Source organism: Desulfoplanes sp. (genome assembly GCF_054921335.1).
Genome location: NZ_JBUDSQ010000075.1, coordinates 1 through 12860, shown reverse-complemented (window position 1 = coordinate 12860; position 12860 = coordinate 1). Strand labels below are relative to the sequence as shown.

Here is a 12860-nt window from a genome sequence, read left to right as displayed (position 1 = left end):
GAGGTTCACATGATGCCTATTCGAGAAACCGCAACGGTTACCTCAAAAGGACAAATCACTCTCCCCAAATCGATCCGGTCCGCCCTTGGGGTCACCAGCGGGAATAAACTCAGTTTTGAACTTCAAGGGGAAGAAATTGTCGTACGCCGCCTTCAGCCCGATGAGCACGAAGATCCTGCCATTGCCAAGTTTCTCGGCCTGATCGAACAAGACCTGCGACAAGGAAAACATATCGACGAATTGCCGAAGCCCTTGCAAGAATCAATGCTTGCTCTGCTCAATGTGCCTGTTGATCTGGATGCTGAAATCGAAGGCGAGGTCGATCTCTGATGCAACGACATGGCTGGACCTTGCTCTTCCATGACGGAATCAAAGATCAGATACACAATCTCCAACAAACCATCCAGCGCATCAAACAAAAAAGGCCGAATGATTTGGAGACGAATGCAAACTATAAACTCTACACGGCCATATCCCACCTTGTTCTGGAGGTAATCCCGGAAGATCCGAACAATGATCGTTTTCGTCAGGGCAACACCATGGGCACAACCTACCGCCACTGGCGGCGTGCGAAAATTGGAAGACGATTCAGGCTCTTTTTCAGATTCGATTCACGATCGAAGATTATAGTCTATGCGTGGATCAACGATGCGAACTCTCTCCGCAAACAGGGAAGCAAATCAGATCCGTATGCAGTCTTCACCAAGATGCTCGATCAAGGGAACCCTCCAGACGATTGGAATGCTCTGATCAAACGATGTCATCCGGGGACACCCCCATTTCGCGACTGACAAAAAACGGGCCGTTACATTTCCCATAAATTTAGGCTCTTGTTGGATTCCGGGGGCCTGCCTCTTCCTGCCAAGTATCATTGATTCGGCACGATAACCGGCCTTCCAAACGGATTTTTCCCCGGGAACGCCGAGCGTCTGCTCGGCCTTTCGAGCAACAACAAAAGGGTACAGCTTCCTACAGTCTGGCCGGCATCATCTGCCCTTGTTCCTGCCATGCAGTAAACGCAGTGCCGAGCAGACGCTCGGCGTTCCCAGGAAGGAAACAGGCTCGATGTACTCATCCATACCATAAATAACTCACTCCCCCGTTTCTTCCACCTTTTCCCTACTGCCCCCACTCCTCAAGTTTTTCCCGGACAAACTCCACGCATCGCTCATGCTGTTCCTTGCCGTTGCCCGTGATACCCATGGGTTCACCAAAGCAGAACCGGATTTCCTTGTTTGGATCTATGGGACCGAAATCCTTGATCCATTTGCCGTTACCCCAGGCATCCGTCTTCAGGGCCAGGGGGACGACCGGAACCTTGGCTCGTTTGGCGAGCTTGACGCCTATGGTGTTGAACCGGGCCGGGTCAAAAACGATCATTCGGGTGCTCTGGGGAAAAACGATGACCGATCTCCCCGAGGCGAGCCGCTTCTGCCCCTGTTCGAGCACGCATTTGAGATCCTCTCTGGGATTCTTCCGGCCCACTGCTATGGGATCCCATCCGGCCGTGACCGTGCCGAAAAAAGGGATCTTGAGTAATCCTTTCTTGACCACAAAGGTCATCCTCGTGTGTTGGAGAACGATCCATGGCAGAACAAAGGTCTCCAGAGTGCTCATATGGTTGGCCACGACCACACACGGGCCGTCCGCCCTATCCAGGGCCGCGGCGTTTTCAACGACAATCCGGCACCCAACAGATTCAAGCGCACGGACGATGCCGTGGCTGCAGCTCATGAATTTTTCCGGAGTGAAGGAACGCTGCTTAATGAGGAAAAAAGCTCTGCCGATCTGGACCAGATCCCGAACATAAAAAAAGAAGCTTGGGAACCGTGCAACCAGAAAACCGGGCTTCAAAGCCGGTGAGTCGTAGGACTTTTTGACTGAAGGTACATGCATATCATTTTCCTTGCTCGCCATGGCCGATCACACTCATTTGGGTTGTTGTTGCCAACTATTCAGCGCGGCACCATCGAGTGCACCAATATCTTCTCCTGGGAACGTGCCACTTTTGGTCTCCTACCATTTCTTACACAATGCCCCCCAGGGTGCAATCCGCCCATGGTCACTATGCCCATGCATAAAAAAAGGGAGCCTGGTCCGCAACCAGAACTCCCGTATTTTTCACACAGCCACCACGCGCCGGAATTATTTGGCCGAGGCCGTCCGTTTCCGGAGCAACCGCTCGCACGAGGCCGTATCGATCACGCTTTTCCGTCCGAGGATTTCCTTGAGATACCCCTGGACAAGGACCTTGACCATATCCTCCTTGGGCATGGTCGCCAGATATTCTCCGGAATCCAGCTGGCTCTTGAAAGGATTCTTCTCGACTACCGGGTCATTGGTTTCCTTGATGTACTCGATATACGGTCCAACAAGCTCCCTGAGCTCCCCCGGGGTCAAATTCCTGCACACATCGACATGCTCGGCGACCCGGTCCTTGTCCGGGAGTCCCGGGGTTTCAAGGATCTCCTTCATGGCCGAGGCAAAGCGACGGCATCCGTCCTTGATGTGGTGGGTTCTGACCATGTTGATCCCTGCCCAACCGGCCCTGATCCATTTGAAAACCCCGGCCTTGAGCACCGGGCCCTGCGGAGTCCGGACCTGACAAAAAACGGTCACGGACATGGCCGCATACATGTATGAATCGACCCAGCCAAGCCCCCCCTTGGTCAACCCGTCAACACCCGAGTACAGATAATTCCATTGGGAGTCCTTGCCGACAACGGCCCCTTTTTTGCCGACATCGGATTCTTTCTGCTGGTTGGTCACGGAGATGAGGACCGGTGCACCTTCCCGGGCGAGGAGGATCAGGGCCCTGTCCATATCATAGCTATAGTAGCCGCCGGAAAAAATATCCGGGGTGATTTCCTCGTGTTCTACCCCGCGGACGACCACGGGGTCTCCAAGGTTCCCCAATCTCGTCCACAGCCGGGGCAGGGGTTGCTCCTGGCCATCGACCAGCGTCCACTGTCCCTTCCGAACGGTATTCGGTGCCACCAGATAGGTCGGCAGATCCGGATTGTACCCAAACTCGAGCAAGCGTTGCAGGGAGATCCGGACATCAAAAGGGTAGTACGCCGAAGACATGCGCTTCCTGTCCGGCAGCTCGAGCTCTGTTCCAGATGTGCTCGACCTGACGATATCAATGAGCAGGTCAACATCCTTCCCGCCGACAAACGGGGGAGGTGTCGGCCCGACCTGGTCGAACATGGTTTGGAGGGCATGGTCCAGCCGGACCGGGTCGGTGTTCGAGTCCTCGGCACCGGCCCAAGACACAGAGGCCGTGGCCAGAGCAACAAGCATAAAAATCACCGTACATTTCGCATACAAACGTTTCATTGACATTCCTTGGGCGGCTGCCCGTGTTGTTTCCATCCCCCGGATCTATAGAAGAAGGGGGCCAAGCGCAAGCGTTCCATGGTCCATGGTCCCGAATAACAGACACGCTAGACGCCACAACCATACTCATGTATGTGTTTTTCCCATATTCCACACCATTGCTGTGCATCCGATATCCACTCTTGCCCCTTTGTCCATACCCACCATGCCCTCTGCACCCGAACCCTCCTGCGCACCAATCACTTTCGCCACCCATGAAGGAGTGCCAAAAGTGACGTTGACCGGACCGCTGGACCGTACCACCAGCCCAGGTCTCGTGCGGACCATCGCTCACCACCCAACCTCCCCCCCAAACGTGCCCATCCGTGTGGACATGCGGGGGGTCACCCTCGTGGATGACTTCGGGGCCCTGGTTCTCATGCAGCTCGCCAAACGGACCGGTGGATCCTTGGTCTTTGAAAATGTCCCCGAGCATGCCCACCGCTCCGTGTCCATGGTCGAGGACGGGGCCGCGTCCCCTTCGGGAGAAGAGAAAGGACGGAAAAGGATCGGCTGGATCGAGCGACTGGGGGCGAAAACCATCCATGTGCTTGCCAATTCTCGGGACATGCTCTCCTTTGTCGGTGACGTGCTCCTCTCCCTGGCCTTTATCCTCCGCACCCCCTGCCGGTTGCGCGGCGATGACACCCTTACCCACATGCAAAGGGTCGGTGCGGACGCCCTGCCCATTGTCGGATTGATCAGCTTTCTCCTTGGTCTGATCATGGCCTTCATGTCCGCGGTGCAGCTGGAACAATTCGGGGCGAACATCTATGTGGCATCCCTGGTCAGTCTCTCCATGGTCAGGGAACTCGGGCCAATCATGACCGCAATCATCGTTGCCGGCCGGTCCGGATCGGCCTTTGCCGCGGAAATCGGGAGCATGCGCGTTGCCGAGGAAATAGACGCCCTGACCACGATGGGATTCGACACAACGGTCTTCCTCGTTCTTCCCAGGGTTCTGGCCACGGTCATCGTCCAGCCCCTGTTGACCCTGTTCTCCGATCTCTTTGCCGTGGCCGGGGGACTGGTCGTTGGGGTGACCATGCTCGATCTGACCACCCATGGGTACATGGTCCAGACCATAGATACCATCTCCGTGGGGGATGTGCTCTGGAGCATGCTCAAGACCATGCTTTTCGCCCTGCTCATCGCGGGAACCGGATGTTTCAGGGGATTCCAGGTCCGGGGTGGGGCCGACGCCGTGGGCCGGGCGACCACCTCGTCCGTGGTCACGTCCATATTTCTGATCATCCTGGCCGACTCCATTCTCGCAGTGATACAACGGTATTGGGGGTAGGGAATGCACACCACGGAAACACCGGCCATAGAAGTGCGCAACCTGACCATGGGCTTTGGCCGGCTCATCCTGCTCAAAACCGCCAGCTTCGTGGTCAATCGGGGAGAAATCTTTGTCATCCTCGGCGGGAGCGGGTGCGGAAAATCCACCCTGCTCAAACATATTATCGGGCTGTACACCCCTATGCAGGGTGAGATCCTCATCCAAGGGACCCCCATGGATCCGGCCAATCAGGAAGCGTACCAGCGCATCCTGCAAACCTTTGGGGTTGCGTACCAGGGCGGGGCCCTGCTTGGATCCATGACCCTGGCGGAGAATGTCTCCCTGCCCATCAGCGAATACACGGACCTTCCCGGGGATGCCGTGTACGACCTGGCACGGCTCAAATTGCGGCAGGTCGGTCTGCAGGGGTTCGAGGACCACCTGCCCATGGAGATCAGCGGGGGGATGAATAAACGTGCCGCCATAGCCAGGGCCATGGCCCTGGACCCGGATATTCTGTTTCTGGACGAGCCCTCGGCCGGGCTCGATCCGATCACTTCTGCCGAGCTGGACGACCTGATCCTGGAAATCAACGATTCCCTGGGGACCACGGTGGTCATTGTCTCCCACGAACTCCCGTCCATCTTTGCCATTGCCCACAGGACGATCATGCTCGACAAAACCACCGCCTCCATCATAGCCGAGGGAGACCCCCGTTTTCTGCGCGACCACAGCGACAATCCGTTCGTGGAACATTTTTTCAACCGGAAACCGGAAGCGGACCGCTGATCCGCCCTCCAACTCCGGACGGGCCCCAAACAGGCAGGGAGCGGGCGCACAACAAAACGACCGTACAGCAGTGGACCAGGGCCGTCTTTTTCGGTCCTATCCATACATACAAACTGCCAGAAAATGGCCTTGACCTGGACGACGACCGGTGAACCAGGCGGCCGCATACACGAAAAGCAGCGTGGTGAACACTACGCATTCCCCCAACAGGACTCCCATGGCCACAGCCAGAACAAAATTTTCCGTAGGACTCTTCGTTGTCGCCGGACTCGCCCTGAGTGTGGTGACCATCATCGCCCTGGGCATGACCAAGTTTTTGGACAAGGGAAAAACCTATGTCAGCTTCTTTGACGAATCCGTTCAGGGGCTAAATATCGACTCCCCCGTCAAATACCGCGGGGTGCCCATCGGCCGGGTCGCAGCGATCCAGGTGGCCAAGGATTCCCGCCTCATCCGTGTGGTCATGGACATCGACAAGGGGGTGGTCATCAAACCAGACTCCGAGGCCCAATTGAGCGCGGTGGGGATCACCGGAAGCATGTTCGTCAACCTGGACATCCGCCAGGAAAACAATCCCAGCCAGTCCCCCAAGCTCACGTTCAAAACCGAGTATCCGGTCATCCCGTCGACCCCTTCGGACATCACCCAGGTCATGAACAGCCTGTCCACTCTGTACCACAAACTTCTGGAGATCGATCTCAAGGGAATCGCCGACAGGGTCAAGGAGAGTCTGGACCATTTCAATACGTCCCTCGACGGGTTGGCCCTGGCCGATCTTTCACGTGACGCACGGACCACGCTCCGGAGCATCGACGCACTGGCCAAAAATCCCGGATGGGAGGAGATGATGGGTTCGGCCTCGGATGCCGGCCGTTCCTTCAAGGGGGTCATGGAACAGGCCCGTATCAGTCTGGAGCGGGCAACCGCACTCCTTGCCGGCATGAACGACTTTGTCCGCACCAATGGCCCGACGGTCAACGCGACCCTCCACGGCCTGAACGGTGCGGTCGCCCAGACAACCACCTTCCTGTCCCAGGGCACGTCCCTGGTCGCAGGGAGCAAGAACAACCTCGAGGGCATGCAGAAACACCTCCTGGTGACCATACAGAACATCGAAAAAGCCAGCCGGGAATTAACCCGCCTTTTGGATAAGCTGAACGACCAACCCTCCCGGTTGATCATGGGCGATCCTCCCAAACCCAGGGTGATCGAACCACGAACAGCCATCCCTTCCGAGGAACGACCATGAAACCATCCACCTACGCGAGGCTTCTCCTGTCCATCTTCCTGCTCTGCACAGCGGGCTGCCTGGGGGCCAGCCACACCGCGCCCAAGATCGATTTCTACACCCTGGAATACGATCCCCCCTGCCCGACCGGGACCGCCCCCCTACCGGTTGTCCTGGACGTCTCCCGGTTCAGTATCGTTCCGGATTACAACAGCCTCCGTATCGTCTTCAGGGACGCCCCCTATGAGCGGGACGAATATACCTACCACCGCTGGCATGCCGACCCCGCCGACCTGGTCACCTCGTTCATCCGCCGCGATTTTAGCCGCTCGGGCAGATTCCTGGCCATCTGCGGAACCGGAACAGGACTCTCTCCAACCCATATTCTGACGGGGAGTGTGGATGATTTCTACGAACGCGACCGCCCTGACACCTGGGAGGCCGTTCTGGGGCTGACCATCACCCTGTCCAGGGCAGACGAACCCGATGTGAGCAAACGGATCATCTTCCAACGCTGTTACCGGACCTCTCAATCCTGCCCGACCAGAACCCCGGCCGGGGTTGCCAGGGCCATGAGCCTCGCCATGGAGGAGCTCTCCGGGCGCATCCTCGCGGATGTGCTCGCCGCAATCCCCCCGGAATAACCGAACGGCCACTGCTCAAAAAAAAGAGCACCCACAAGGGGTGCCCCAGCAATCAGCGTATTGTTCTCTGTCTTCCGTCTTCTGAAAAAGGGCCGCCCCCAGAGGGGCGGCCCAATACAAGGGGAGGGTGTTTATCCAACCCGTCGTTTGAGGACCGGGAAGACTTTGGCCAGGGCCTGGGCCCTGTTCATTGTTTTGGGATAGTCGGCCGAGGCCACGGCAAAATCATAGTACCAGGACGGCGGATAGACCGAGAGATAGATCGTCCCGACATAGTCCGGGTCAAGGAGCTGGGCATCGGGATAGTCCTTTTTGAGTTCGGCCAGACGCTTTTCAGCAAGCTTGAGCATATCGCCGCGTTCGCCGAAATTCATCGCTCCGGTCGGACAGGCCTGGACACACGCGGGGAGAAGACCGTTCTCGACCCGATCGAGGCACATATCGCACTTACTCCAGACGCCGGTTATGGGATCACGCCGGGGGATGTTGTACGGGCAAAGGTCTTCGGGTTCCAGGTCATCGATCTTCTTGGTGTAGTCGGTAAAGATGACCGCACCGGTATCCGGGTCCTTGATGACCGCCCGCTCGTCATAATCATCGGCCATGGACTTACAGGGCGGATCGATACAATGGCGGCACTGCTCGGGGAAAAAGAGCCATTTCACCCCTTCCGTGGTCTCCTTTTCCGTGTACCGGACCAATTTATAGGTGACAAAGGACAGATCCTGGGGATTCTGGTAACTGCCCACATTCTTCGTTTTTTCTGCCGGGAGTTTGTGCCACTGTTTGCAAGCAACCTGGCAACCCCGACACGCCGTGCACCGAGAGAGGTCTACAAGAAATGCTTTAGGCATTGATCTCACCCTCCTTTGCTTTGCGTACATTGACCATGAACGCCTTGGTTTCCGGGATTCCGGTGTTGGGATCGCCTACGGCCGGGGTGAGCAGGTTAGCGGCGTCGCCTCCGCTCCCATCCTCCGGGAACTGCCAACCGAAATGCCACGGGACACCGACCTGGTGGACCGTGTTCCCCATGACCTTGAAGGGTTTGAACCGGGCAGTGACGATAGCCACGGCCCACAATTTACCGCGCACGCTCTCGAGAATGACCTTTTCCCCATTCCCGATCCCGCGCAACTTGGCCAGCTCCTTACTCATTTCACAGAACATCTGGGGCTGGGCCTCGAGGAGCCAGGGGGTATGTCTGGTCATCAGGCCGGTCTGCCAATGTTCGGTGACCCGGTAGGTGCTGCACACAAAGGGGTATCTGGGATCGCAAACGGCCTTGTCCTCGTTGTCGAAATGCAGGGCAACCGGACTACGGAGACGTTTGGAGAAGGGATTCTTGTCCACGGGGCATTCCATGGGCTCGTAATGCTCCGGGAAAGGCCCATCGGCGCGTCCGGGTCCGAAGATCTGTCCAAACCCTTCCTTGCGCATGATGAACGCGTACTTGCTCCCCGGGGCCCAGCCGCCGTCAGGCACGTCTCCTTCCCACTTCTTGCCGTTCCACTCGATAACCGCTTTCTCAGGCGCATAGGGATTGCCCTTCAGATCCACGGAGGCACGGTTGTAGATGATCCTTCGGTTCACGGGCCAGCACCAGGACCACTGAGGATACAGACCGATCTTGGCCTGCATGGGAGTCTGGGTCTTGTCCATCCGCGCGGCCATATTCCCCTTTTCCGTGAACGAATTACAATACAGCCAGTTCCCGGAATTGGTGGAACCGTCGTCCTGGAGATAGGCGAAACTGGGAACCAGGGCACCCTTCTTAAAGGTCTTGCCCTTGACCACGGTATCCTTGAGAAAATACCCGTTGATCAGCTTGGCCGTATTTTCGGCACTGAACCCGTGGTGGTCCTGCCAGGTTTTGATATCCAAATTCAGGATGGGTCCGGCATAGGCGCCGCCCTCCGCCAGATACTTGTCCTTGATCTTCTGGGCCAGCTCACAAATGATATGGCCATCGGATTTGCTCAACCCCATGGGTTTTGGACCGGCCTTGCGCCACTGCATCCACCGGCCTGAGTTGGTGATGGAACCTTCCTTTTCAATGGAGGTACAGCAGGGCAGGAAAAAGACCTCGGTCTTGATCTCCTTGGGTTTCATGCCCGGTCCGCGCCAGAATGAACCGGTCTCGTTGTCGAAGATATTCACGTTGACCATCCAGTCCAGCTTGGTCATGGCCTGTCTGGTCTTGTTGGAATTGGCACCGCTACATGCTGGATTCTGTCCCCAGGCGAAAAAGCCGCGGAATTCTTCCTTGTCCATGGCATCAAACATCTGCAGCCAGGTGTAGGTCTTCCCGGAATCGGCCTTGGGCAACCATTTATACGAGACGTCCTGGTCGGTCGCGGGATACATGGCCCGGAGCAGGCTGACCGAGTACTTGGGATAGTTCTGCCACCAATTGGCACTCTTGGGATCGTTGCAATGCGGGGTGTACTTGTCATTGTACGCCTTGAGGGTCGGCAGGTTGGACTTGGGAACCTTGAGGTAGCCGGGGATGATGTGCCAGAGGAGGCAATGGTCCGTGGACCCCTGGACGTTGGACTCCCCGCGCAGGGCGTTGACCCCGCCGCCGGCCACACCGATATTCCCGAGGAGCAACTGGATCATGGCCATGGAGCGGATATTCTGGACACCCACAGTGTGCTGGGTCCAGCCCATAGCGTACATGATGGTTGCGGACTTGGTCGGTGTTCCCGTTGCCGAATAGGTCCTGTAGACCTCGAGGATCTTGTCCTTGGGGGTTCCGGTGACGTCGGCAACCTTGTCGAGCGTATATCTTGCATAGTGTTTCTTGAGGAGCTGGAACACACACCGCTTATTCCTCAGACTCGTGTCTTTCTTGGGGTTGCCGTCCTTGTCCCTCTCAAAGGCCCAGTAGGATTTATCGTAGGTTCCCCGGTAGGCACTCCCGGGATCGTTTTCCTGGTATCCGGAAAAGAGCCCGTCCTCGAATTTGAATTTTTTGCTGACAATGAATGAAGCATTGGTGTAGTTGACCATGTAGTCCTTGAAGTACAATTTGTTATCAAGGATATACTTGATCATCCCGCCCAGGAAGGCGATGTCCGTACCGCCACGCAGTGGGGCATAGATGTCTGCCTGGGTCGATGTCTGGGTAAACCGGGGATCGACGTTTATAAGTTTGGCCCCGTTTTCCTTGGCCTTGTTGACCCATTTAAAGGAGATGGGGTGGTTTGATGCCGCGTTACTGCCCATTACCAAAATGACGTCACTGTTCTTGAGATCGATCCAGTGGTTGGTCATTGCACCGCGTCCGAACGACTCTGCCAGAGCCGCAACAGTTGCGCTGTGTCAGATCCGCGCCTGGTGCTCAATCCAGACCAGACCCAGAGATCTCAGGAGCGACTGGTACACCCAGCACTCCTCGTTATCCATGGCGGCGGACCCCACATTGGCGATCCCGTCGCACCGGTTGACCTCTTCGCCCTTCCGGTTTCTCCGATTGAAGGTCGCGTCCCTGGTTTTTTTGACCCGATCCGCGATCCGATCCAATGCCCAGTCCCAAGAAACATATTCCCATTTATCACTGAATGGTGCCCTATACATGGGCTGCAGAGCACGGACGTCGTTTTCCGCGAGCTGCCAGATGGAGGCACCCTTGGCGCACAGCGCCCCTTCGTTGATGGGATGATCCGGGTTTCCCTCGACGTTGATGGCCCGGTTCAAGCCGTCCTTGGCCGTGTGGACCAAAAGACCACATCCCACTGCACAATAACAGCAGATGGACGTGGTTTCCTTGGCCCAGCGAAGTTTCAGAAGCTGCGCCCTGGCGAGTGTCGGCTTGAGGCTGATGCCCAAGCCGCCCAGCGCCATGACTGTTCCGGCCATCGCCGAAAACTTGAGGAACGCTCTTCGTTTCATTTCTCCTCCTTTGGTTACAGGTCAGAGCCTGAATCCAAGTTATTCTCAGGGCATATCCAACGCATGGATATGCATCCAGTAGCCAATGCTTCATCCTTAAAAAGGTACTATTCACTATCAAATCAGTTTTGCTACCGCAACAGGTTTTCAAAAAAAACTAACAATATCAATTTATTGTGTCTATGTTGACATGTAAGACAAAAACGCTTTCCTCGCCGCCATGTGCCCCTCCCTGCTGCACCACCACAACGGATCTTCGTACCTCTCCAGGTGCATTTTTGGAAGGCTCTGGATCTTATAAACCTCATGCGGCCAAGCCGCAGTCTTACGTTTTAGATCTTTACGTTTTACGCTCAAATCGGTTGTAGAATTTTCTTGTTTTTTATGGCAAAATTCTCGAACCTCTGCTCCAAGCGACGGTCCGCAAGGGGGGGGGCTTGGGATAGAGGACAGAGAACATATAAAAGACTTGCCCTTGAACAGAGTACCTACGATTTGATTGCCCTGAAATTTTAGCCACAAACCCTTTTGAAAACTCCGGGTTCCAAACCGGTTTTGGTTTAACCACCTATAATTTCTCAAATTTTTGATTTTAATTCTTGGCAAATGTACCTGGATAGTTACGGACTCTTTCCATACAACCAGCACGATATCCAAGCCCGCCCCCTTACCGCCCTGACCTCCAAAGGATTGTTCCATGACCACCCCCTCCGTTGCCACCCATTCCTGCCTCAAATTTCATGATACTTCCTGGGACACCATACAGGACATGGTACCGCGGGAAACGCGCATTGATCTTGTGTGGCCCGGCAACCGAGCGACATTGTGGACCTTCCCCCACGACCCCGAGGAGCTGGCCCGTGGACACGCTCTCGTGGAATGGTGCCGGTCCGGTGAGGTTCCGGCCATCGACGGTGTCGACCAGAACACGTATCACCTCACTCCCTGCCCCCGAAAATTTCCGGCCCTTCCCCCCGCGCTTTCCCCCGTCTCTTCCAAAGACATCCTCGGGGCCATGGAAGAGTTCTTTGCTCGGGATGGGCTGTGGGAAACCACCGGGTGTTTCCACAGGATGGCCCTTTTCGATCCGAAATCCAGCACACTCACCCGTTTTGTCGAAGACATAGCCCGGCACAACTGTGTTGACCGACTCGCCGGTTGGTCCGTACAGGCAACCTGCCCGCCGGGGGACAAGATTCTTCTATGCTCCTCGCGGGTGACAGCATCACTGATGCGCAAGATCACGCGGGCGGGTCTGCCCATGGTTGTGAGCCGATCCGCAACGACCATGGCAGCCATCGAACAGGCGCAGCGACACGGCATCACCGTGGTCGGATTCGCACGCGGCAACCGGTTCACCGTTTTTTGCGATCCCCATCGGCACGTGCGTGTTCCAATGCCATAACGTATTGCCATCTTCTCCTTGTTCTTGAAAAATTTTTGTAACTATTCAGGTAAAATTTAACAGGAGCAACAGGTTGGAATGTATCGTTAAATTTGAGCGTCATCCCGTAAATTTTACAGATTTAAGGATTTCAGAAATTTTAGAAATTGAAGACCTGGGCGATAACCGCTTGTAATTTCTTAAATTTCTTAAATTTCTTAAATTTCTTAAATTTCTTAAATTTCTTAAATTTCTTAA

General features: G+C 55.9%; 12 protein-coding genes. 7 read left to right on the top strand and 5 right to left on the bottom strand.

The genetic code is table 11. The features are described 5' to 3' along the window. Together ACY692_RS12445 and ACY692_RS12440 are read left to right on the top strand one after the other, a co-directional pair. Positions 1–330, top strand: a 330-nt coding sequence (locus ACY692_RS12445) for a type II toxin-antitoxin system PrlF family antitoxin (RefSeq protein WP_462325695.1), incomplete at its 5' end; no start/stop codon positions are given. Continuing rightward, on the top strand, positions 330–791 hold the full coding sequence (locus ACY692_RS12440) for a type II toxin-antitoxin system YhaV family toxin (protein WP_462325694.1): 462 nt from the start codon (positions 330–332) through the stop codon (positions 789–791). The genes ACY692_RS12445 and ACY692_RS12440, both read left to right, overlap by 1 nt. A gap of 328 nt (positions 792–1119) precedes the next feature. Here ACY692_RS12440 and ACY692_RS12435 read toward each other — a convergent pair whose 3' ends face one another. Then, entirely contained in the window at positions 1120–1896 is a 777-nt protein-coding gene (locus ACY692_RS12435; RefSeq protein ID WP_462325693.1) for a lysophospholipid acyltransferase family protein, read from the bottom strand. A 249-nt stretch (positions 1897–2145) separates the two neighbouring features. Further along, the gene (locus ACY692_RS12430; RefSeq protein WP_462325692.1) at positions 2146–3339 is read right to left on the bottom strand and encodes a hypothetical protein; all 1194 of its coding nucleotides are present in this window, start codon (positions 3337–3339) and stop codon (positions 2146–2148) included. A 271-nt stretch (positions 3340–3610) separates the two neighbouring features. On the opposite strand from ACY692_RS12430, the gene ACY692_RS12425 reads away from it, so the two are divergent. The 4 genes from ACY692_RS12425 to ACY692_RS12410 all read left to right on the top strand — a co-directional run bounded on the left by ACY692_RS12425 (position 3611) and on the right by ACY692_RS12410 (position 7321). Continuing rightward, positions 3611–4678: an ABC transporter permease gene (locus ACY692_RS12425; protein ID WP_462325691.1), complete on the top strand. Its 1068-nt coding sequence runs from the start codon at positions 3611–3613 to the stop codon at positions 4676–4678. 3 nt (positions 4679–4681) lie between these two features. Next, positions 4682–5449: an ABC transporter ATP-binding protein gene (locus tag ACY692_RS12420; protein WP_462325690.1), complete on the top strand. Its 768-nt coding sequence runs from the start codon at positions 4682–4684 to the stop codon at positions 5447–5449. 217 nt (positions 5450–5666) lie between these two features. Continuing rightward, positions 5667–6698, top strand: coding sequence for an MlaD family protein (locus ACY692_RS12415; RefSeq protein ID WP_462325689.1), 1032 nt, complete (start codon positions 5667–5669; stop codon positions 6696–6698). Continuing rightward, positions 6695–7321, top strand: coding sequence for an ABC-type transport auxiliary lipoprotein family protein (locus tag ACY692_RS12410; protein ID WP_462325688.1), 627 nt, complete (start codon positions 6695–6697; stop codon positions 7319–7321). Before ACY692_RS12415 ends, ACY692_RS12410 begins: the two co-directional genes overlap by 4 nt. Positions 7322–7452: 131 nt before the next feature. Here the strand turns inward: ACY692_RS12410 and ACY692_RS12405 are convergent, their stop codons facing one another. From ACY692_RS12405 to ACY692_RS12395, 3 genes are all read right to left on the bottom strand, one after another. Then, positions 7453–8175 carry a 4Fe-4S dicluster domain-containing protein gene (locus ACY692_RS12405; RefSeq protein ID WP_462325687.1) on the bottom strand — a complete coding sequence of 241 codons (723 nt, stop codon included), beginning with the start codon at positions 8173–8175 and terminating at the stop codon, positions 7453–7455. Then, positions 8168–11218 (bottom strand): formate dehydrogenase-N subunit alpha, encoded by a 3051-nt coding sequence (gene fdnG, locus ACY692_RS12400; protein WP_462325686.1) that lies wholly within the window; start codon positions 11216–11218, stop codon positions 8168–8170. Before fdnG ends, ACY692_RS12405 begins: the two co-directional genes overlap by 8 nt. A gap of 180 nt (positions 11219–11398) precedes the next feature. Further along, positions 11399–11917 (bottom strand): hypothetical protein, encoded by a 519-nt coding sequence (locus ACY692_RS12395; protein WP_462325685.1) that lies wholly within the window; start codon positions 11915–11917, stop codon positions 11399–11401. On the opposite strand from ACY692_RS12395, the gene ACY692_RS12390 reads away from it, so the two are divergent. Beyond that, a complete protein-coding gene (locus ACY692_RS12390) occupies positions 11916–12623 on the top strand; it encodes a formate dehydrogenase accessory sulfurtransferase FdhD (protein ID WP_462325684.1) in 708 nt (235 codons plus the stop codon). The two genes, ACY692_RS12395 and ACY692_RS12390, sit on opposite strands and share 2 nt — an antisense overlap. Positions 12624–12860: the final 237 nt, after the last annotated feature.

Bases quoted from the DNA above. Each gene is read 5' to 3' on its own strand.
- ACY692_RS12415 (WP_462325689.1), top strand. From the start codon at position 5,667: ATGGCCACAGCCAGAACAAAATTTTCCGTAGGACTCTTCGTTGTCGCC.
- ACY692_RS12410 (WP_462325688.1), top strand. From the start codon at position 6,695: ATGAAACCATCCACCTACGCGAGGCTTCTCCTGTCCATCTTCCTGCTC.
- ACY692_RS12395 (WP_462325685.1), bottom strand. From the start codon at position 11,917: ATGGAACAATCCTTTGGAGGTCAGGGCGGTAAGGGGGCGGGCTTGGAT.
- ACY692_RS12405 (WP_462325687.1), bottom strand. From the start codon at position 8,175: ATGCCTAAAGCATTTCTTGTAGACCTCTCTCGGTGCACGGCGTGTCGG.
- ACY692_RS12435 (WP_462325693.1), bottom strand. From the start codon at position 1,896: ATGCATGTACCTTCAGTCAAAAAGTCCTACGACTCACCGGCTTTGAAG.
- ACY692_RS12430 (WP_462325692.1), bottom strand. From the start codon at position 3,339: ATGAAACGTTTGTATGCGAAATGTACGGTGATTTTTATGCTTGTTGCT.
- ACY692_RS12420 (WP_462325690.1), top strand. From the start codon at position 4,682: ATGCACACCACGGAAACACCGGCCATAGAAGTGCGCAACCTGACCATG.
- ACY692_RS12440 (WP_462325694.1), top strand. From the start codon at position 330: ATGCAACGACATGGCTGGACCTTGCTCTTCCATGACGGAATCAAAGAT.
- ACY692_RS12390 (WP_462325684.1), top strand. From the start codon at position 11,916: ATGACCACCCCCTCCGTTGCCACCCATTCCTGCCTCAAATTTCATGAT.